Origin of the sequence: Micromonospora sp. NPDC051227 (genome assembly GCF_044455385.1) — a bacterium.
In the GTDB taxonomy this organism is placed as follows: Bacteria; Actinomycetota; Actinomycetes; order Mycobacteriales; family Micromonosporaceae; genus Micromonospora.
The window spans coordinates 109,286-129,752 of record NZ_JBITET010000004.1 but is presented as its reverse complement, the minus strand read 5'-3'; the positions used below and the strand labels follow the sequence as shown (position 1 = coordinate 129,752).

At 72.5% G+C, this 20,467-nt stretch carries 16 protein-coding genes; 7 read left to right on the top strand and 9 right to left on the bottom strand.

The window, feature by feature from the left end:
• Nucleotides 1-32: 32 nt before the first annotated feature.
• Nucleotides 33-743, top strand: a complete 711-nt coding sequence (locus ACIA47_RS12010) for a hypothetical protein (protein WP_396708217.1) — start codon at nt 33-35, stop codon at nt 741-743.
• A gap of 82 nt (nt 744-825) precedes the next feature.
• Here ACIA47_RS12010 and folE read toward each other — a convergent pair whose 3' ends face one another.
• The 4 genes from folE to ACIA47_RS11990 form a co-directional block, all read right to left on the bottom strand.
• On the bottom strand, nt 826-1,491 hold the full coding sequence (folE, locus tag ACIA47_RS12005) for a GTP cyclohydrolase I FolE (protein WP_030328001.1): 666 nt from the start codon (nt 1,489-1,491) through the stop codon (nt 826-828).
• Nucleotides 1,492-1,526: 35 nt separating this feature from the next.
• Nucleotides 1,527-3,545 carry an ATP-dependent zinc metalloprotease FtsH gene (ftsH, locus tag ACIA47_RS12000; RefSeq protein WP_396707519.1) on the bottom strand — a complete coding sequence of 673 codons (2,019 nt, stop codon included), beginning with the start codon at nt 3,543-3,545 and terminating at the stop codon, nt 1,527-1,529.
• Nucleotides 3,546-4,075: 530 nt separating this feature from the next.
• Complete coding sequence (gene hpt / locus ACIA47_RS11995; protein WP_112582849.1) at nt 4,076-4,651, bottom strand: hypoxanthine phosphoribosyltransferase; 576 nt, start codon at nt 4,649-4,651, stop codon at nt 4,076-4,078.
• 100 nt (nt 4,652-4,751) lie between these two features.
• On the bottom strand, nt 4,752-4,940 hold the full coding sequence (locus tag ACIA47_RS11990; protein ID WP_146755403.1) for a hypothetical protein: 189 nt from the start codon (nt 4,938-4,940) through the stop codon (nt 4,752-4,754).
• Nucleotides 4,941-5,039: 99 nt separating this feature from the next.
• Between ACIA47_RS11990 and ACIA47_RS11985 the strand changes: the two genes are divergently transcribed.
• Nucleotides 5,040-6,002 carry a GlxA family transcriptional regulator gene (locus ACIA47_RS11985; protein ID WP_203121473.1) on the top strand — a complete coding sequence of 321 codons (963 nt, stop codon included), beginning with the start codon at nt 5,040-5,042 and terminating at the stop codon, nt 6,000-6,002.
• Between the two features lie 13 nt (nt 6,003-6,015).
• Here the strand turns inward: ACIA47_RS11985 and tilS are convergent, their stop codons facing one another.
• The 3 genes from tilS to dacB all read right to left on the bottom strand — a co-directional run bounded on the left by tilS (nt 6,016) and on the right by dacB (nt 9,653).
• A complete protein-coding gene (gene tilS / locus ACIA47_RS11980; RefSeq protein WP_396707516.1) occupies nt 6,016-7,008 on the bottom strand; it encodes a tRNA lysidine(34) synthetase TilS in 993 nt (330 codons plus the stop codon).
• A gap of 10 nt (nt 7,009-7,018) precedes the next feature.
• Entirely contained in the window at nt 7,019-8,089 is a 1,071-nt protein-coding gene (locus ACIA47_RS11975) for a zinc-dependent metalloprotease (protein ID WP_396707514.1), read from the bottom strand.
• A gap of 94 nt (nt 8,090-8,183) precedes the next feature.
• Nucleotides 8,184-9,653, bottom strand: coding sequence for a D-alanyl-D-alanine carboxypeptidase/D-alanyl-D-alanine-endopeptidase (gene dacB, locus ACIA47_RS11970; protein WP_396708215.1), 1,470 nt, complete (start codon nt 9,651-9,653; stop codon nt 8,184-8,186).
• 527 nt (nt 9,654-10,180) lie between these two features.
• Between dacB and ACIA47_RS11965 the strand changes: the two genes are divergently transcribed.
• Entirely contained in the window at nt 10,181-10,687 is a 507-nt protein-coding gene (locus ACIA47_RS11965; protein WP_091403280.1) for an inorganic diphosphatase, read from the top strand.
• 31 nt (nt 10,688-10,718) lie between these two features.
• On the opposite strand, the gene eccD is transcribed toward ACIA47_RS11965, so the two are convergent.
• Complete coding sequence (gene eccD, locus ACIA47_RS11960) at nt 10,719-12,122, bottom strand: type VII secretion integral membrane protein EccD (RefSeq protein WP_396707511.1); 1,404 nt, start codon at nt 12,120-12,122, stop codon at nt 10,719-10,721.
• 101 nt (nt 12,123-12,223) lie between these two features.
• Between eccD and eccCa the strand changes: the two genes are divergently transcribed.
• The 4 genes from eccCa (at nt 12,224) to ACIA47_RS11940 (ending at nt 19,211) form a co-directional block, all read left to right on the top strand.
• The gene (gene eccCa, locus ACIA47_RS11955; protein WP_396707509.1) at nt 12,224-16,207 is read left to right on the top strand and encodes a type VII secretion protein EccCa; all 3,984 of its coding nucleotides are present in this window, start codon (nt 12,224-12,226) and stop codon (nt 16,205-16,207) included.
• 74 nt (nt 16,208-16,281) lie between these two features.
• Entirely contained in the window at nt 16,282-17,622 is a 1,341-nt protein-coding gene (gene mycP / locus ACIA47_RS11950; RefSeq protein WP_396707507.1) for a type VII secretion-associated serine protease mycosin, read from the top strand.
• Nucleotides 17,623-17,674: 52 nt separating this feature from the next.
• Complete coding sequence (locus ACIA47_RS11945) at nt 17,675-18,466, top strand: phosphatase PAP2 family protein (protein WP_203122966.1); 792 nt, start codon at nt 17,675-17,677, stop codon at nt 18,464-18,466.
• A gap of 37 nt (nt 18,467-18,503) precedes the next feature.
• Nucleotides 18,504-19,211, top strand: a complete 708-nt coding sequence (locus ACIA47_RS11940; RefSeq protein ID WP_203122964.1) for a phosphatase PAP2 family protein — start codon at nt 18,504-18,506, stop codon at nt 19,209-19,211.
• Nucleotides 19,212-19,230: 19 nt separating this feature from the next.
• Here the strand turns inward: ACIA47_RS11940 and ACIA47_RS11935 are convergent, their stop codons facing one another.
• Nucleotides 19,231-20,409 (bottom strand): MarP family serine protease, encoded by a 1,179-nt coding sequence (locus ACIA47_RS11935; RefSeq protein ID WP_124853405.1) that lies wholly within the window; start codon nt 20,407-20,409, stop codon nt 19,231-19,233.
• Between the last annotated feature and the right edge of the window lie 58 nt (nt 20,410-20,467).

Sequence of the window (20,467 nt, the reverse complement as noted above, 5' to 3'; positions counted from 1 at the left end):
TGGCGCGCGTGGAGGGTGTCGAGGTGGATCCGATCGCGACGGTGACCGGCCCAGGGCGGCAGCGGGCAGCTGCGGTGACCGGGGACGCAACGCCGCGGGCGGTCGCTCCCAGCACGGCCTGGACGGAGTATCTTGCGGCCGCCCGCCAGCTGGACGGGGTACGCCGGGGCGCGGCTGCCGCCGCCGGTGAGCAGGCCCGGTCGGCGGAGGCCGCCCGGGAGGAGTTGACGGTGGTCCGTACCGGGCTGGCGAGTCAGCAGGAACGGCTGCGCGAGTTGGGCGTACCGGCGATCTCCCTGGTGCCGTCGCCGCCGGAGCTGACCGAGGCGGCCCGGTCGATGGCGGGTGGCCCGGCGGCCGTCTTGGCGGCGCTGCGGGCCGCGGGTGGCTGGGCGGAGGCGGCGGACGCGGCGCTGGCCGCGCGCCGCCGGTTCCGGCCGGGGTCCTGGCCCGCGCGGGCGCGCAACCTCCTGGTGTACGGGCCGTTCGCGCTGTTGGTGCCGCTGATCCAGGTGGTGGTTCTGGCGGCGACGGGGGTGGGGCCGGCCACCGTGGCGGCGTTGATCTGCGGGCTGCCGATGCCGGCGGTCGCGTTCGTCGCCGGTTGGATCGGCATTGGGCGGTTGTTCCGGGCCAGCCCCACCGAGCGGCTGGACCGTACGGTGCGCTTCGGCGTGTTGGTGTGCCTGGTGCCGGCGGTGCTGGCCACGGCCGGCCTGCTGTTGGCGCTGCTCGCTGGCTGACCCGCCGGGCCGGAAAGCCGCCCGGCCGCAACACTGCCGGGCGGGTGGGAAACGCATCGGCCGGCTGTGGTGCGTCGGGGTGTCAGCGGGGGATGATCAGCGCCATCGCCTCGGCCCGCGACTTGGAGTCCGTCTGCAGGATGCCGCGTACGGCCGACGTGATGGTCTTGGCACCGGATTTCTGGATGCCGCGCATCGCCATGCACATGTGTTCACATTCGAGCACTACGACGACGCCGCGTGGTGCGAGTTTGCTCATCAGAAGGTCGGCGACCTGCGACGTGAGCCGTTCCTGCACCTGCGGCCGACGGGCGAAGACCTCGACGAGTCGGGCCAGCTTGGACAGGCCGGTGATCCGCCCATCGGGGCCCGGGATGTAGCCGATGTGCGCGCTGCCCCGGAAGGGCAGCAGGTGGTGCTCACAGAGGCTCATCACGTCGATGTCCCGGACGATGACCAGCTCTTCGTGGTTGGCCTCGAAGGTGGTGCTGAGCACCTGCGCCGGGTCGACCCGCAGGCCGGCGAAGAGTTCGGCGTACGCACGGGCGACCCGGGCCGGGGTTTGCTGGAGTCCGTCGCGGTCCGGGTCCTCGCCGACCGCGATCAGGATCTCGCGGACGGCCTTCTCGATCCGGCCGAGGTCGACCGCGTCCTCGACGGGGCGGCCGGTCAGTTTGCCGCTGATCAGTCGCGCGGCCACGTAGTCCAGCTCGTCGTCGCCGTCGGGTTCGGTCGCGGAGACGGCCAGCTCCCGGTGTGGGGAGCTGGCCGTCGGGTCGTTGCTCAGTGCGTGCCGTCCGAGTTGTTGGACGGCGCCACGCCACCGACCGACGCCTGCGCGCCGTCGGCCTGGGCCTGCGCCTTGAGCTTGTCCTTCTCCGCAGGGGTGAGCACGGGCGGCTCGGTGGAGGGCTGACGCTTGCCGAAGCCGTTGTACGGCGCCAGCGGCGGGCGCTTGACCACCCGGGAGCAGATCCGCGCCATGTCGGCCGTGGAGAGGGTTTCCTTCTCCATCAGCTCCAGCACGATGTTGTCCAGGACGTCCCGGTATTCCACCAGGATCTCCCAGGCCTCGTCGTGCGCCAGCTCGACCAGTGCCCGCATCTCGCCGTCGATCTCGGCGGCGACCGAGTCCGAGTAGTCCCGCTCGTGGCCCATGTTGCGGCCGAGGAACGGCTCGTCCCCGCTGGTGCCGTACTTGATCGCGCCGAGCTTGGAGCTCATGCCGTACTGCGTGATCATCGCGCGGGCCAGTTGAGTGGCCTTCTCGATGTCGTTGCCGGCGCCGGTGGTCGGCTCGTGGAAGACCAGCTCCTCGGCGGCGCGACCGCCCAGCGCGTACGCCAGGGTGTCGATCATTTCGGCGCGGGTCTGGGTGTACTTGTCTTCGGTCGGAAGCACCAGGGTGTGGCCCAGCGAGCGGCCACGGGACAGGATCGTCACCTTGTGCACCGGCGCGGCGTGCGGCAGCGCCCAGGCGACCAGAGCGTGACCACCCTCGTGGTACGCGGTGATCTTCTTTTCCTGGTCGCTCATCACCCGGGTCCGCCGCTGCGGACCGGCGACCACCCGGTCGATCGACTCTTCCAGCGAGTCGTTGGTGATCGCCCGCTGCTCCTTGCGAGCGGTGAGCAGGGCCGACTCGTTGATCACGTTGGCCAGGTCGGCGCCGCTGAAGCCCGGCGTACGACGGGCCACCGCGTCGAGGTCGACGTCGGGCGTGAACGGCTTGCCCTTGGCGTGCACCCGCAGGATGGCCTTACGGCCCTCCATGTCGGGGGCGTCCACCGGGATCTGCCGGTCGAACCGGCCCGGGCGCAGCAGCGCCGGGTCGAGGATGTCCGGCCGGTTGGTGGCCGCGATCAGGATGACCCCGCCCTTGGTGTCGAAGCCGTCCATCTCGACGAGCAGCTGGTTGAGCGTCTGCTCCCGCTCGTCGTGGCCGCCGCCCATGCCGGCGCCACGGTGCCGGCCGACGGCGTCGATCTCGTCGACGAAGACGATCGCCGGGGCGTTCGTCTTGGCCTGCTCGAACAGGTCACGGACCCGGCTGGCGCCGACGCCGACGAACATCTCCACGAAGTCGGAGCCGGAGATGGAGTAGAAGGGCACCCCGGCCTCGCCGGCGACCGCGCGGGCCAGCAGCGTCTTGCCGGTGCCGGGCGGGCCGAACAGCAGCACGCCCTTCGGGATCTTGGCACCCAGGGCCTGATACTTGGCCGGGTTCTGCAGGAAGTCCTTGATCTCGTACAGCTCTTCGACGGCCTCCTCGGCACCCGCGACGTCCGCGAAGGTCGTCTTGGGAGTGTCCTTGGTGATCATCTTGGCCTTGGACTTGCCGAAGTTGAGCACCCGGGAGCCGCCGCCCTGCATCTGCGACATGAAGAACAGCAGCAGGAGCACGAGCAGCGCGATCGGCAGCAGGTTGACCAGCAGGCTCACCCAGATGCTGTCCGAGGAGACCTTGGCGTCGGCCGGGCCGGTGACCCGGTTGTTCGCCTTGGCGTCCAGCACCTCGTTCCAGATCTGGTCGCCAGCCTGGTACGGGAACTGGGCCTCGATCTTGTTGGTCTCGATCTTACCGAACTTGGTCTTCTGGGCCAGGTCCAGCTGGAGCGTCTGCTCCTTGTCCTGGAAGACCACCTTGTTGATCTTGGCGGTGTGCAGTTGATCGAGCGCAACGGAAGTGTCCACGCGGTGGTAGCTGGGACCACTGGTGAACAGCTGACTGAGCACAACGGCGCCGAGGATGACCAGGATGATCCAGACCACCGGTCGGCGGAAGAAACGCGTACGTTCCATACTGTTGTCGAGCGCCGGAGCGCCCGCATCCTCCTGATCGACGTCCTGACCGTCTGATGGTGTCGCCGCGTTGAGCGGCGGCCGGAGCCGCCGTGCGGGCCGGCCTCGACCCCGAGGCGCGAAAACTACCGCGCCGCGGTCATTCGACGGTACACCGTGTACGCGAGGAGTGAGCTTGCGAGCCCCGCAGTCGTGCACCATCAAAAGACCGTGTACGCCGACAGCGAACCTGCGAGCCCCCGCACTCTGCGCGCCTCCGACATCGACGACACGCACCGTGGGCAGGCCCACCAGCCCCGCAGCCAACGTACGGCGAGTCCGGGTGGAAGCCGGCGTGGCGGGGAGTCCGGCTCGGCCACCCGAGCGCCCGGTCACGCGATCGAGAGGGTCGAGCGCGGAGGAACCTCCGGGCCACCGTGCTACACGGTAACCGCATCAGCTGAGAGCGCGCTGAACGTCGGCTTGATGGATACCGATGCAATTCGGGCTCATGTCGACCGGCGGCCCGTCGCGACGGGTCGGGCCCGGCGTCAGGAGCGGGCGTAGACCTCGGGCTTGAGCACCCCGACGTACGGCAGCTCCCGGTAGCGCTCAGCGAAGTCGAGACCGTACCCGACCACGAACTCGGTGGGGATGTCGAAGCCGACGTACTTCACCGGGACCGGCACCTTCACCGCGTCCGGCTTGCGGAACAGGGCGACCACCTCGACGCTGGCCGCCGAGCGCGACTCGAGGTAGCGCAGCAGCCAGGAGAGCGTGAGCCCGGAGTCGACGATGTCCTCGACGACGACCACGTGCCGACCGGCGATGTCCCGGTCCAGATCCTTGAGGATTCGGACCACCCCGGAGGAGGTGGTGCCCTGGCCGTAGGACGAGATGGCCATGAAGTCGAGCTCCGCCGGCGGACCGTTGCGGCCCAGCGCCCGGGCGAAGTCCGCCATGAACATCACCGCACCCTTGAGTACGCACACCAGCAGCAGCCCGTCGCCCACGTGGGCGTAGTCGGCGGAGACCTGCTTGGCCAGCTCCGCCGTCTTCTCGCGGATCTGCGCCTCCGAGATGATCACGTGGTCGATGTCGGCGTCGTACCAGGAGCCGTCAGCCATGACTCCTAGCCTGCCGTACGTCGGATGGCCTCCGTCGGCGGGGCCGCACCTTTTGGCGCGGTCCCGCCGAGGATTTTCTGCGCAAATAACGCTAATCACATCAGTTGGTGCGTGACCGCCAGCGGCGGCCATCGTCGCTCGGCTTCCAGTCGGCCGAATCGTGGCTGTCGGCGGTGAGGCCGGCCGCCGAGGCGGCGGCGAGGAGGACGAGGAACAGGAGGATGAACAGGAACTCCATGGCGGCGCTCGCTTTCGCATGATTGCTGTGGGTTTCGCCGCCGGTGCGCACCGGACTGAGACCAGTGTGTGACCTCACGAAGCAACCGGACAGTGGCAGGAATGCCATTGGTCATCGATTTACTGCCACCTGTCGGGTTACCCTCGTCACATGCTGCGGTCCGTTGCCGTCCTCGCCCTCGACCAGGTCGCCCCCTTCGAGCTCGGCGTGCTCGCCGAGGTGTTCGGCACCGACCGGACAGCCGACGGTTTCCCCGCCTACCGCTTCCAGGTGTGCAGCCCGGACGGCGCCCCCGTGCGTACCTCGTCCGGCTTCCACCTCACCCCACACGCCGACCTCGGCCCGGTCGACGAGGCCGACCTGGTGGCCATCCCCGCGCACAGCCAGGGCACCACAGTCCCCGGCCCGGTGCTCGACGCGCTCCGCCGGGCCGACGCCCGCGGAGCGCACCTGTTCAGCGTCTGCTCCGGAGCCTTCCTGCTCGGCGAGGCCGGGCTGCTCGACGACCGCGAGTGCACCACCCACTGGCGATACGTGGACGAGCTGCAACGCCGGCACCCGCGCGCCCGGGTGCGGTGCAACTCGCTCTACGTCCAGGACGGTCGGCTGCTCACCAGCGCCGGCACGGCAGCCGGCATCGACGCGTGCCTGCACCTGATCCGCCAGGAGCACGGCTCGGCCACCGCGACCCGGCTGGCCCGGCGGATGGTGGTCCCGCCGCACCGCGACGGCGGTCAGTCCCAGTACGTCGAGGCGCCCATCCCTAAGGCGCCCGAGGCACCCACCCTCGAACCGGTGCTGGAGTGGCTGATGGGCCACCTGGACCGGACGATCACCGTCGAGGAGTTGGCCGCCCGCGCCGGCATGGCACCCCGCACGTTCGCCCGCCGGTTCCGCGCCGAGACCGGCACCACCCCGCACGACTGGCTCACCAACCAGCGGGTGCTGCTCGCCCGGCGGCTGCTGGAGGAGACCCCGTTGAGCGTGGAGGCGGTGGCCGACCAGTCCGGCTTCGGCGACGCGGCAGCGTTGCGTCACCACTTCAGTCGCCGGGTCGGTGCCACCCCGCACAGCTACCGGACCACCTTCCGGGACCGGGCGCACAGCGGCTGAGACCGGCCGCAGGTCAGGCGGGGCGCACCGATGCCAGCCGGCCGTCGCGGCGCAGCACCCGGACGCCGCCGGGCAGGTCGGCCGGGCCCTGACCGTGCCAATCGGTCACCAGGGCGTCCAGGGCGGCGACGTGCCGGTGCGACAGGGCACCGGGCAGCGCGCCCAACTCGCGGGCCCAGGAGTGCAGCACCCGGCCGCGGACGGCGGGAACCAGGCCGAGCAGCGCCGGCACTGACAGCCCTCCGTCGGGGCACCGGGCCGCCGCCAGCGCCGTCCCCGACAACTCGTCGAGTGCGGCGTTGTCGGCGGCCACCAGCCGGGCGGTCCGCGCCAGGTTGTCCACCACGCCCGGCCCGAGCGCCCGCACCAGCGCCGGCAGCAGGTCGCCCCGCACCCTCGACCGGGCGTACGACGGGTCGCTGTTGTGCGGGTCCTGCCACGGGCTCAGCCCGAGCACGGCGCAGGCGCCGCGCGTCTGCTCCCGACCGATCTCCAGCAGCGGTCGCAGCAGTGGCACCCCGCCCAGATCGCGCCGGGCGGGCATCCCGGCCAGCCCTCGTGGGCCGGCGCCCCGGGCGAGCGCGAGCAGCACCGTCTCCGCCTGGTCGTCACGGGTGTGCCCGGTGAGCACCGCTACGGCGTTCTGCTGCCGGGCCGCCTCGGTCAGCGCCTGGTAGCGGGCCTCGCGGGCGGCCGCCTCCGGCCCGCCCGGACGCCCGGCCACTTCCACCCGGACCACAGTCGCCGACGCGAAACCGACCCCTCGCCCCCAGGTGGCCACCGCCTCGGCGCGCTCCGCGGAGCCGTCCTGCAAGCCGTGGTCGACGGTGACGAGCGCCGCGGCGCGGCCCAGCCGCGGCGCCACGAAGACGGTGGCCGCCGCGAGCGCGAGCGAGTCGGCACCACCGGAGCAGGCGACCAGCACCGGACCGCCGGACGGCAGACCGGTCAGGGCGCGGCGGACCGCCACCCGGATCGCGGCCACCGGCGGAGCGAGCGCGGCCACCGGCGGGTGGTCAGCCAGCGGCCGGGATGGTGCCGGCCGGGCCGTGCACCCGGGCGACCCAGGCGTCCGGGTCACCCAACTCCGACAGTCGAGGCAGGGTCAGCGGCGAGTTGAAGATCGAGTTGAACCCGTCCATGCCGACGCGTTCCACCACCCCGTGCACGAACTTGCGTCCCTCGGCGTACTGGCGCATCTTGACGTCCACCCCGAGCAGCCGGCGAATCGCCTTCTCCAGCGGGTTGCCCGCCTCCCGGCGTCGGTTGAACGACGCCCGGATCCGCTCCACGCTCGGGATCACCTGCGGGCCCACGCCGTCCATCACGAACTCGGCGTGCCCCTCCAGCAGGGTCATCAACGCGGTGAGCCGGTCCAGTACGGCCCGCTGTGCCGGGGTCTGCACGATGTCCAGCACGCTGGTGCGGCTCTCCGGATCACGGACCGCGTCGGACAACGTGGCCACCCCGCGCCGCAACCGCTCGACCAGGTGCTCACTTCCGCTGGACGAGGCGTCGACGAACGCCTGCACCTCACTGAGAAAATAGGCCCGCATCCACGGCACCGCCGTGAACTGGGTGCGGTGGGTGACCTCGTGCAGACACACCCAGAGCCGGAAATCCCGAGGGTCGGCGCCGAGCTTGCGCTCCACCTCGACGATGTTCGGTGCGACCAGCAGCAGCTGGCCCGGGTCGGCCGAGAAGACCTCGTACTGGCCGAGCACCCGGCCCGAGAGGTAGGCCAGCACCGTCCCGGCCTGCACCCCAGTGAGCCGGGATCCGATCGCCTCGGTCAACGCGCCCGGTTGCTTGTCGCCGGAGAGCCGACTCACCAGCGGTGTGATCACCTCGCGGAGACCGGCGATGTTGGTCGCGGCCCAGTCGCGGCGATCGACCACCCGGACCGGCGGATGCGCCACCTGCGCCCGCAACCCCGTGTAGTCGGCCACGTGCCCGGCCGCCTCGTCGGTCAGCCGACGCAGGTCACCGACCACGTCGGTGGCCTCCGCGTACGACACGCGGGGGCCAGACTTGCTCAACGCCCCCGCCGTGGCGGCGGCCAGATCCCAGTCCACGAACTGCGCCATGAACCCACCGTACCCGCGCCGCGACACCCCGGCCCGGGCTCGCGCCCTCGATCGACGCCGATGGTGATCGCGTCGCCCCCCGAACCGGCGACGGTCAGCCGCAGCCGCAGCCGGCCAACGCGGCGGCGATCCGGTCCAGTGCCGGCTGGGCGGTGTCCCGGTCACCCGGCACCTTGTCGGTGAGCACCGCAAAGGTCAGCAGCCGACCATCGGCGGTGGTGACCAGGCCCGCGACGGAGTGCACGCCGGTCAGGGTGCCGGTCTTGGCCCGGACGCTGCCCGCGCCTGCGGCGGTGCCCGCGGTGTTGCGGTAGCGCTCGTTCAGGGTCCCGGACCAACCGCCCACCGGCAGGCCACCGAAGACGCCGGCCAGCTCCGGATGGTCCGGACTGGCGGCCAAGCGGATCAGATCGGTCAGCAGCGACGGGCTGATCCGGTTGAGCCGGGACAGGCCGCTGCCGTCGGAGACGCTGATCTCGTCGGCGGGCAGGCCCAGCTCCGCCACCTCGGCGTCCATCGCCGCGGAGCCGCCGTCGAACGAGGCGGGCTGACCACGGGCCATCGCGACCTGCCGGGCGAGCGCCTCGGCCACCAGGTTGTCGCTCTCGCTGATCATGATGTCGACCAGCCGGATCAGCGGCGGAGACTGCACCACGCCCAGTTCGGTACCCGGTGCCGGGCTGGCACCGGCCGCCGCCTGAGGCGGGGCCGCGCCCCGCTTCACGGAGTCGGTCGGCACCCCGAGCAACCGGGCGAACGCCTTGCCGGCGGACAGGTCCGGCTCGGTGAACCGCTGGGCGGACCCGTGCTCGACGCCCGGGTCGGTACGCGCGCCGTCGGTCATCAACGCGGTCACCGCGCCGCCCGAACCGCCGGTGGGGATGTCGTCGTCCCAGCCAGGGCCGTAGACCGGGCCGGAGTAGACCGAACCGTCGACGGTGACACTGGTCGGGGGCGTACCGCCGAGCGCGGTACGCACCTGGGCGGCCAGGTCGTCGAGGCGCGCCGCACCCGGGTAGTAGCCCTTCTTGTTGATCGCGAGGGTCGGGTCGCCGCCCCCGACGATCACCACCTCGCCGGCCTTCGCGCCGGCCACGACACGAGTGGGAATCCGGTAGCCCGGCCCCCGGGCCGCCAGCACTGTCACAGCGGTCGCCAGCTTCGTCACCGAGGCGGGCACGGTGCCGTCGTCCGCCCCCTTGGCGAACAGCGTCTGACCGGTGATCACGTCGGCGACCGAGACGTTCACCCGGTCGCCCAGGGCGGCGACGCCGACCAGTGGGTCGAGCACGGCCCGAACCCCGTCCGGGGTGGGCACCGGGGCGTTCGCATCCGGGCCGCCCAGCACGTCCGACGGGGCGGGTTCCGGAGTCACGCCGACCGCGTTCGGCCCGGACCCGGCGTCGTCGCCCAGCCACCCGGCGACCGGGCCGGGACGGGTGATCACGACTCCGACACTGGCGAGCACCAGCAGGAGCGCGGCGGCCAGCACCACCGGCAGCCGCCTCCGGCGGCGCGGCGCGGCGGGTGCGGGCGCGGGCGCGGCGTCGGCGGGTGCCGGCAACGCGGAGATCGGCGGGCCCACCGGGGGAACCCCGCCGGAGCCGGTCGGCCCGGGACCGAACGACGGGCTGACCGGCGCAGGGCTGACCGGGACCGTGGCACTGCCGCGTGGCGGGCCGCTCACCGGTTGCTCACCGCCTGCTACCGGGAAGTGCCCCCCGTTCGGAGCGGGCGACGCCGGCCCGGCCGGCGGGCGCCAGGGCAGCGGCGGGGGTCGCTCGGGCACCGTCTCCGGTGCCGGGGCCGGTGTTTCGGGAGCCCGTGGGAGGTGCGCCTCCGGCACCGGGACCCGCCCCTTGGCACTGCCGGAGCCGGATCGTCCGGTACCGTGCGCGGAGCCCCCGTCCGGGCGGTAGTGTGAATCTTCCCTCCCCACGACCCCCTCCTCCCCCAGCGAAAATCGGCTTGGGTGACACTACTTCGGTCCGAAGACTATGCGGCGGCCGGAGTCGGCGGGTGGGCATTCACCTGTCCGGAGGGCCGCCATTGGTTCCGTTAGCCAGCGTGGGCAGACGAGGGAGCGTGCAGATGGATTTCGACGTGACGGTTGAGATCCCCAAAGGTCACCGGAACAAGTACGAGGTGGACCACAAGACCGGCCGCATCAGGCTGGACCGCACCCTCTTCACCTCCACCCAGTACCCGGCCGACTACGGGTTCATCGAGGGCACTCTGGGCGAGGACGGTGACCCGCTGGACGCGCTGGTGCTGGTCCCCGAGCCGACCTTCCCGGGCTGTCTGATCCGCTGCCGCACCATCGGCATGTTCCGGATGACCGACGAGAAGGGCGGGGACGACAAGGTCCTCTGCGTGCCCTACGAGGATCCTCGCCAGGAGCACCTGCGCGACATCCACCACCTCGGCGAGTTCGACCGGCTGGAGATCCAGCACTTCTTCGAGGTCTACAAGGACCTGGAGCCCGGCAAGTCGGTGGAGGGCGCGACCTGGGTCGGCCGCACCGAGGCCGAGGCCGAGATCCATGCCTCCTACCAGCGGGCCAGGGACGCCGAGGCGCGCGGCGAATCCATGCACTGATCGACCCTGACGCACCGGGCCCGAGGGCCGCTCAACCGAGCAGCCCTCGGGCCCGGTCGTACAGGTCGAGCACCGCGCAGGCGATCGGCACCACGGCGACCACCAGGGCCGTGTCGGTGAGGTCCGCGATCCTCCCGAGGTACGGCGAGACCGGCCGGCGGGCGTACCCGGTGCCGCTGGCGACCGCCACCAGGGCCAGGGCCGCCCCGCCCAGGACCAGCACCAACCGCCCGGTCTCGTCTGCCCGACCGACCAGCACGACACCCAGCGCCGCGTAGCCGGCCAGCCCGGCGAGCACCGTCGGCACCCGGTGTCGCAGCGCCACGAACAGTCGCGACCGCAGCAGCAGCACGGCCGAGGTGACCGCCACCAGCACCCGACCGGCCGTGCCACCGGCGACCACGAGTACGACCGCGGTGGCCACCACCAGCAGCGCGTGGCCGATCAGCATCCCGGTGAGCATCTCCTCGGTGCGGATCACCGCAGCGTGCACCCGGCCCCGGTCCGGCAGATCCCGCACCCGCTCCGGCTCCTCCGCGGAGGTGGCGGCCGGCAGGGTGATCGGCGGCAGGGGCAGCTTGCCCAGCCGGATGGCCAGCAGTGGTATCACGCCGACGGCGAAGACCAGTGCGCTGAGCAGCACGGCCGCCGTACCGGCCGTGGTCATCAGCAGCCCACCGAGTGCGGCCCCCGCGCCGATCAGGCCGACCGTGACACCGGCCACGAAGACCCGCAGCCAACTGGCCACCCCGAGGAGACCGATCAGCGCCGCCAGCAGCAGCGCGACCGAGCCGCCCAGCAGTTCGGGAGCGCCCACCCAGCGGGCCGGCCCGAACGGCCCGACCGGGTCGCCGGAGCCGACGGCCAGGGCACCGGCAGTGAACGCGTAGGGCAGCGCGTAGCCGCCGAGCGTCGCCCCGGCGACGCCGTCGCCGTTGGCGCGGGAGGCGACAGTGCCGGCCACTGTCAGCACCAGCGCCACCGCGACGGCCACCAGCCAGCCGGTCCGGTGCGTCGGGCCACCGGCGAGCAACGCGAGCAGCCCGACCGCGAGCGGCACGGCGGCACCGGCCAGACCGGCTGCCCGGGTGGCTGTGGGAGACCAGGCGCCGCCCCGGCGGCGAGCACCATCGGCGATCGCCTCGATGACGTCGTCGTACTCCAACTCGGGCCAGTGCGCGCGGGCCGGCACGAGGTGCAGCACCTCACCGTCGCGCACCCCCTGCGGCAGCAGCGCCTGTGCGGTCACCAGCAACGCCCCGTCGGTGCGGCGGAGCACCCAACCGCCGTGCTGCTCGCCGTCGTCGGCCAGCCCGACACCGGCGTGCCGGAGCACGTCGGGCAGCAGCTCAGCCAGGGGCACCTGCTCCGGCAGGGCGACGTCCACCCGTCGTTGCGGCGCGCTGATGGTGACGCGTGCCAGCCCGGTTGTCATCGACTGGTCTCCATATCGAGGGGGATCGGAGGCTGCGCGGACGACAGGACTTTACCTACCATGAGCCAGGCTCGGGTTACCCAGCGCTGTCAGGAGGCCGAGTGTCCACAGTCGTCATCAAGCGCCCGCCGCGCCGACCAGCGCCGGAGATTCCCGCCGGTGAGCTGTCGGTCGACGCACCGCCGGAGATCCCTGTGGTGACCGGCGGGCGGTGGCAGCAGCTGCTCATGCTGCTACCCATGCTCGGCGGCACGGTGGCGATGGCGATGATGTTCGGCCGGGGCGGCGGGGCCTACTCGTACGTGGTGGGCGGCATGTTCGGGCTCTCCTCGTTGGCGATGCTTGTGACGTCCTGGGGCAGCGCCTCCGGCACCCCCAAGAAGTCCGAGATGATGGCCGCCCGCAGGGAGTACCTGCGCCACCTGGCCACGCTGCGGCGGCGGGTCCGGCGGACCGCGGGCCAGCAACGGGCCGGGCTCTACTACCGGCACCCGGATCCGGGCCGGCTCTGGTCGACGGTGGACAGCCACCGGGTCTGGGAGCGGCGCCCCGTCGACCCCGATTTCGCTGTGGTGCGGGTCGCCGTCGGGCCGCAGACACTGGCCACCCCACTGGTCCCACCGGTCACCCGGCCGCTGGAGGAGCTCGAGCCGATGACCGCCGGCGCGCTACGCCGCTTCCTGGACGCGTACTCCGTGGTGCCGGACCTGCCGGTGGCGCTTTCGCTGCGCAGCTTCGCCCGGGTGCACGTACGATCCGCCGGCCGCGGCCGGGCGACCACCCCGACCACCGGCGGGCCACCCACCGGTGACCCGGCGACACAGGCGCTGGTCCGGGCGGTGCTGACCCAGCTGGCGGTCTTCCACGCCCCCGACGAGCTGCTCGTCGCGGTGTGCGCCGGGCCGGAGCGCCGCGCGTGCTGGGAGTGGGTGAAGTGGCTCCCGCACGCCCACCATCCCGGCCGCACCGACGCGCTCGGCCCGGTACGCCTGGTCACCAGCTCGGCCGCCGAGTTGGAGTCGCTGCTGGCCGACGTGCTGGCCACCCGGTCCCGGTTCAGCCCGGCCGGCCCGGCCACCGACGGCCCACACGTGGTGGTGGTCCTCGACGGCGGCGACCTGACCGGTGCCAGTGACCTGACCGGCGACGGCGGCATCGACGCGGTCACCGTGCTGGACCTGGACACCCCGCCGCCCCGACTGCTGGACCGGTACGCGCTGCTGCTGGAGTTGCACGGCCGACGGCTGCACTCGCGGTCGACCGACGGGCACGCCGAGGTGGGCACCGCCGACCAGTTGGACCTGGCCGACGCCGAGGCGGTCGCCCGACGGTTGGCGCCGCTGCGGCTCGCCGGCGCGGCCCGCGGGCCGGACGCCCCGTTCCAGGCCGACCTGGGCCTCCCCGAGCTGCTCGGCCTCGGTGACCCCGAGAGCTTCACGGCGGAACAGGGCTGGTTGCCGCGCTCGGCACGGGACCGGTTGCGGGTGCCCATCGGGGTGGGCGCGGACGGCGGCGCCATCGAGCTGGACCTCAAGGAGTCCGCCCAGGACGGCATGGGCCCGCACGGCCTGCTCATCGGGGCGACCGGCTCCGGCAAGTCCGAGCTGCTCCGCACGCTGGTGCTGGGGCTCGCCGCCACGCACAGCTCCGAGCAGCTCAACTTCGTGCTCGTCGACTTCAAGGGTGGCGCCACCTTCACGTCGTTCGACCGGCTGCCGCACACCGCGGCCGTGATCACCAACCTGGCCGACGCGTTGCCCCTGGTCGATCGCATGGTGGACGCTATCAACGGGGAGTTGGTCCGCCGCCAGGAGTTGCTGCGGCGGGCCGGCAACTTCGCCAGCGTGCGCGACTACGAGCGGGCCAGGGCGGCCGGCAGCCCCCTCGCCCCGCTGCCGTCGTTGCTGCTGATCTGCGACGAATTCTCGGAGCTGCTCTCCGCCAAGCCCGACTTCATCGACCTGTTCGTGCAGATCGGCCGGCTGGGCCGGTCGCTCGGCGTGCACCTGCTGCTCGCCAGCCAGCGCCTGGAGGAGGGTCGGCTCCGCGGGTTGGACACCCACCTTTCGTACCGGATCGGGTTGCGCACCTTCTCGGCACTGGAGTCCCGGACGGTGCTCGGCGTGGCGGACGCGCACGAGCTGCCCCGCTCACCGGGCCACGGCTACCTGCGTGCCGGCACCGACCCGCTGGCCCGGTTCAAGGCCGCGTACGTCTCGGGTGCCGTCCGCCGTCGGGCCGCGCCGGGCGGCGTCGCCGCCGAGGGGGGCGCGCGGCTGCTCACCTTCACCACCCACGTCGTACCGGTGCCCGAGCCGGCGGCCCCGGTCGTGCCCGTCGTGGCGGAGGAGGAGGGCACCAGGACGCTGCTCGACCTTCTGGTGGACCGGCTCGTCGGGCAGGGCCCGCCGGCGCACCAGGTCTGGCTCCCGCCGCTCGGCCAGCCGCCGGCCCTGGACGAGCTGCTCGGTCCGGTCGAGGTGCACCCGAAACGCGGGCTGACAGTGGGCAACCCGGAGCTGCACGGGGCACTCGGCGTGCCGATGGCGGTGGTGGACAAACCATTGGAGCAGCGCCGGGACCTGCTCTGGCTGGCGCTGGACGGCGCTGCCGGGCACGTCGCGGTGGTCGGTGCGCCGCAGAGCGGCAAGTCCACCGCCCTGCGCACGCTGATCTGCGCGCTGGCGCTCACCCACACACCGGCCGAGGTGCAGGTCTACTGCCTCGACTTCGGCGGCGGCGGGTTGGCCGCGCTGCGCGACCTTCCGCACGTCGGAGGGGTGACCGGCCGCGCCGACCCGACCGCCGTACGACGCACCGTCGGCGAGATGACCACCCTGCTGGTCGACCGGGAACGCCGCTTCGCCGAGCTGGGCGTGGAGTCGATGGCCGCGTACCGGCAGCGTCGAGCGGCAGCGGGGACGGCCGGGCAGCCGGGTACCGACCCGTACGGCGACGTGTTCCTGGTGATCGACGGGTGGACCACCATCCGCGGCGAGTACGACGACCTGGAGCCACTCGTCACCGACCTGGCCACCCGGGGTCTGTCGTACGGGCTGCACGTGGTCGCCACCGGGCTGCGCTGGCTGGATTTCCGCCCGGCGATCCGGGACCTGTTCGGCTCCCGGCTGGAGCTGCGCCTCGGTGATCCGGCCGACTCGTTGGTGGCCCGGCGTGCGGCCGCCAACGTGCCGGAGCGCTCCGGCCGAGGGGTGACAGCGGAGGGCCTGCACTTCCTCACCGCGCTGCCCCAGCTCGGTACCGCCGGCGGAGACACCGCCGACCTGGTCAAGAGGGCCGCCGACGGGTGGGCGGGTGCTCCGGCGCCCCGGGTGCGGCTGCTCCCGCCGGTGCTGCCGTACGCCGATCTGGACCTCACCTCGACGACCGGGCTGCGGCTGCCGATCGGGATCGCGGAGGCGGACCTGCGCCCGGTGTTGCTCGACTTCGCAACCGAGCCGCACTTCGTGGTCTTCGGGGACTCGGAGTGCGGCAAGTCGTCGTTCCTGCGCGCGCTGGCCACGTCGATCATCACCCGGTTCACTCCCGAGCAGGCCCGGGTGATCCTCGTCGACTACCGGCGCAGCCTGCTCGGTGCCATCGAGACGCCGCACCTGATCGGGTACGGCACCGCGGCGGCACACACCGCCGACCTGGTCGAGTCGGCCGCCGGTTACCTGGAGCGGCGGGCTCCCGGGCCGGAGGTCACCCCGCAGCAGTTGCGGGACCGGTCCTGGTGGTCCGGGCCGGAACTGTTCGTGCTGGTGGACGACTACGACCTGGTGGCGGCGGGGCCTGCGAACCCGTTGCGCGCACTGGAGGAGCACCTGCCGCACGCCCGGGACATCGGTCTGCACCTGGTGTTGGCACGCCGGTCCGGTGGGGCGAGCCGGGCCCAGTACGAACCGATCGTGCAGCGCCTGCGGGAGCTGTCCACGGCCGGCCTGGTGATGGCGGGCAGCCCCGAGGAGGGTGCACTCGTCGGGCCGGTGCGACCCGGACCGCTGCCGCCGGGGCGTGGTCGGCTGGTCACCCGGCGGGAGGGCGTGCGCCTCGTTCAGTTGGCACAACTGCCGCCGCAATGACCTGACTCGCCGGTTCTTCCCGTGACGGGTGGGGAAACCGGTAATCTCCGATCGTCATGGTTCCGTCGGGATGGATGGCTGAGGATGTGACTGGGGTGCGGTACAGCGGTCCGTCAGCGGCCCGACGAGCGACCGGCCGGGCGCTGCTCGGCGTGGCCGCGGCGCTTGCCGTCGTGGCCCCGACCGCGGCAGCCGTGCCGGTCGCCGCGCCCACGAACGGTGGACAGCTCGCCGGCGCGCCGATGGCATTCGCCCCCGGTGACGCCGTCGCCCGCACCGATCAGGTCCGCGACGAGCAGTGGCAGCTCGACGAGTTGCAGGCCGAGACGGCGTGGCGCACCTCGACCGGCCGGGGTGTGACAGTGGCGGTGGTCGACTCCGGGGTGGACGGCAACCACCCCGACCTGGTCGGCCAGGTGCTGCCCGGCAAGGACCTGGTTGGCCCCGGTGGTGCGCCGGGCCCGGATCCGGTGGGTCACGGCACCACGGTCGCCGGCCTGATCGCCGGGCGCAACGACGACAAGCGGGGTGTCGTCGGCCTGGCACCGGACGCCCGGATCCTGCCGGTCCGTGTGCTGGACGAGGAGAACCGTTACGACGACGCGCTGATCGTCGCCCAGGGGGTCCGCTGGGCGGTCGACAACGGCGCCCGCGTGATCAACCTGTCGCTGGGCGGCAGCGGCGACAGCCCGGCCCTGGCCGCCGCCCTGGACTACGCGTTCGTGCGGGACGTGGTCGTGGTCGCCTGCACCGGCAACCTGGCCACCTCCACCAGCTCCAAGGTCTGGTATCCGGCTCGTGAGCCGGGTGTGATCGCCGTGTCCGGTCTGGAACGCAGCAGCGACAACCTGTGGTCCGGTTCGATCACCGGCCGGGCGACGGTGCTCACCGCTCCCGCCAGCGGGCTGGTCGGCGCCAAGCCGCCCGGCGGGTACTGGCGGGTGCAGGGCACCAGCTTCGCCGCGCCACTGGTGGCGGCGACCGCCGCGCTGGTCCGCTCCCGCTATCCGCAGATGCCCGCGGGTGAGGTGGTCAACCGGTTGTTGGCAACCGCCCGGGACGTGGGCCCGACCGGTCGGGACGACCGCTTCGGGTACGGGGTGGTCGACCCGGTGGCTGCGTTGAGCGCTCAGGTGCCGCCGGTGACCGCCAACCCGCTGGACGACCAGACGTCGCCGGGCGTGACCGGTTTCGGTCCGGCGCCCGGCTCGGCCGACGACGGTCCGGTGGCCGGTGCCGGTAGCGATCCACTCGGTCTTGCCGCATCCGGTCAGCAGAGCCGCTGGACGGCTCGGGCGGCGGGCGGTCAGGACACCTCCGCACCGGAGCAGCTGTGGACCACTGTCGTGCTCCTCGTCGCTCTGGTCGGCGGTGCGGCACTGATGGTGCGCCGACTGCGTCAGCGGACCCGTTGATCGCGACCGACCGGCAGGCCTGACCGGCTGCCCGGCCGGGTAGAACGGACCCATGAGTACGCACCGGCCGCCCACCCTCGCCCCCACCGGTCAGCCGTCCTGGCGGCACCGCCGATTCGACCCCGACCATGCGTTGGGTCTGCGGCTCACTCTCGCCGCGACGGCGGCGTTCCTGGTGCTGGTGCCGTTCGCGCTGCTCACACTGCTGGTGCTCGGCGCCTGGGCACCGCTGCACCGGCTGGACACGGCGGTCACCGACGCGCTGCACGGCTACGCCCAGGATCACCCGGCCTGGGTCGTGCTGATGCGGGTCTGGACAGAGGTGTTCGCACCGATGCCACTGCGCGCCGTCGCACTGCTCCTGGTGGTCTGGCTGCTGCGCCGGGGAGCCCGCCGGCTGGCCCTCTGGGCGGCCACCACCATGGTCGTCGGCGGCTTGATCGGTCCGCTGCTCAAGTTGCTGGTCGGCCGGGACCGGCCGGAGTTGCTGGACCCGGTGGCCCGGGCCGCCGGCTACTCGTTCCCCTCCGGGCACGCGCTGAACGCCACCCTGGCCGCCGGGGTGCTGCTGCTGGTGCTCCTGTCGTACGCCGGCCGGGGGGCGGCGCGGGTGGCGCTCTGGGTGGCGGCGGTCCTGCTCACAGTGGTGACCGGGCTGAGCAGGGTGGCGCTGGGCGTGCACTTCACCAGCGACGTGGTGGGTGGATGGTTGCTCGGTGTGGCAGTGGTCGCGGCTACCACCGCCGCGTTCACCAGTTGGCGGGCACACACCGGTCTTCGGCCGGTCCGGCCGACCCGCGACGGCGTCGCTCCCGAGGTCGAGCGGCAGCCGGGAGCGGCCTGAGGAGTGAGGACGAGGTCGGCCGGGTACTGGCCGACCCATGTCCCAGACCGTGGTCCAGATCGTCCGGCGGGTGCTGCTGCCGGTGTCCCTCCTGCTCGGGCTCATGGTGCTGCTCGGGGTGCTGGTCACCCGGGTGTTCGCCCGGACCTGGCCGTTCACTGTGGAGGACGCGGTGAACCGGGAGCTGGCCGCCGACCGCACCGGCGACTGGAACAACGTCTCGCTGGTGTTCAGCACGCTGGCCAGCACCCAGATGATCGTCGTGGTCACCGTGCTGGTGGCGTTGGCGCTGCGGCTCTGGCTGAAGCGCTGGCGCGAGCCGCTGTTCCTGTGCGCGGCGGTGACCGCCCAGGCACTGGTGTTCCTGCTGACCACGCTGGCGATCGACCGTCAGCGGCCGGCGGTGGAGCACATGGACGTCTCGCCACCCACGTCGAGTTTTCCGTCCGGGCACACCTCGGCGGCGGTGGCGCTCTACGTCGGCATCGCCGTGCTGCTGGCGCTGCGGGCACGGAGCACCGGCGCGAAGGTCGCCTGGTGGACGCTGCTGCTGATGGTGCCGCTGGGCGTGGCGATGACCCGGATGTACCGGGGAATGCACCACCCGAGCGACGTGGTGGCGTCCTTCGTCAATGGCGGCACGTGCGTCGCGATCATGGCCCGTGCCGTGCTGGACCGGGGGCTGCGGTGGGGGCGGGCGAAGCTACCGACCGTTGGCCGTCGCGCCCTGCCTGCTCAGGGCTGAGCAGGCCCGGCAGCGACGCTCAGGTGCACTCGCCGGTGGCGACCTGCCGGTTGCGTTCGGCACCGGCCAACGCCACCGGGCGGGCCTCGGCCGCCGTGACGGCGAAGCCGGTGTTCGGGTCGTCGGACGCCGCCGCGAAGATCACTCCGAGCACCAGGCCGTTGGCGGAGAGCAGCGGACCGCCCGAGTTGCCGCTGCGCACCAGCGCCCGGATCGTGTAGATCTCCCGGGTCACCTCGCTGGACGAGTAGATGTCCGGGCCCTTGATCCGGTCGACGTCCCGGACCCGCGCCGACTGCGCGTTGTACGGGCCGTCGAGCGGGAAGCCGAGCACTATGGCGTCGGAACCGCTGCCCGCGTTGCCGGCGGCGAACCGCAGGGACGGCCCGGGCAGCCCGGGCACGAGCAGCACCGCGAGATCCCGGTTCGGGTCGTAGACCACCACCTTGCCGTCGTACCGCTCGCCGCCCAGCTCCACCGCCACCGAGCGGGTGCCGGCCACGACGTGCGCGTTGGTCATCACCCGGTCGTCCGCGTAGACGAAGCCGGAACCCTCGATCCGGCGTGAGCAGCTGGGCGCGGAGCCGAGCACCTTGACGACCGACTGCTGACCGCTGACCACCACCTGCGAGCCGGCCAGTGCCGGGTCCGGCGGGTCGACCTGCCGGGCCCGGGTGGGCGCGAGGTCACCGAAGACGTCCGGAAACCCGTCGGTGTCGACGGTGTCTTCCAGCGCCGTGGACAGCTGGTGGGCCTGCTCCGGCAGGACCTGGTTGACCACCGTGATCAACGCGCTGTTGCGGACCGAGGCGGCGAGCCAGGGCACCGAGGACGAGCCGAGCGGCACCGCGACCAGCCAGGCGAGCAGGAGCACCGCGAACAGCGAGACGAGCGCCCCACCGACGTCGTCGGCCCGTTTGCCCACGTCGCTGGTGATCGTCTTGCGCAGGTGCGAGCCGAGCCAACCGGCGAGTGCCTGCCCGACCACCGCCAGCCCGAAGATGGCCACCAGCGAGATCAGCACACGGGTGCCGGCGTCCACGAACTGTCTGGCGAACAGCGGCCCCAGCTGGAGACCCAGCAGCAGACCCAGAAAGAAGCCGGACAACGACGTGACGCCGATGACGAAACCCTGGCGGTATCCGCTGATCGCGAACACGAGCATGAGCAGCAGCAGGACGAGATCCACGACGGACACGGGTCAAGCGTACGGGCAGTGTGCCCACCGGATGACCATCGCTTGCGGATGGTGACCG

Coding starts and splice junctions, on each gene's coding strand:
- ftsH (WP_396707519.1), bottom strand. CDS start 3,545: ATGGAACGTACGCGTTTCTTCCGCCGACCGGTGGTCTGGATCATCCTG.
- hpt (WP_112582849.1), bottom strand. CDS start 4,651: ATGGCTGACGGCTCCTGGTACGACGCCGACATCGACCACGTGATCATC.
- ACIA47_RS11985 (WP_203121473.1), top strand. CDS start 5,040: ATGCTGCGGTCCGTTGCCGTCCTCGCCCTCGACCAGGTCGCCCCCTTC.
- ACIA47_RS11975 (WP_396707514.1), bottom strand. CDS start 8,089: ATGGCGCAGTTCGTGGACTGGGATCTGGCCGCCGCCACGGCGGGGGCG.
- ACIA47_RS11965 (WP_091403280.1), top strand. CDS start 10,181: ATGGATTTCGACGTGACGGTTGAGATCCCCAAAGGTCACCGGAACAAG.
- eccD (WP_396707511.1), bottom strand. CDS start 12,122: ATGACAACCGGGCTGGCACGCGTCACCATCAGCGCGCCGCAACGACGG.
- mycP (WP_396707507.1), top strand. CDS start 16,282: ATGGCTGAGGATGTGACTGGGGTGCGGTACAGCGGTCCGTCAGCGGCC.
- ACIA47_RS11945 (WP_203122966.1), top strand. CDS start 17,675: ATGAGTACGCACCGGCCGCCCACCCTCGCCCCCACCGGTCAGCCGTCC.
- ACIA47_RS11940 (WP_203122964.1), top strand. CDS start 18,504: ATGTCCCAGACCGTGGTCCAGATCGTCCGGCGGGTGCTGCTGCCGGTG.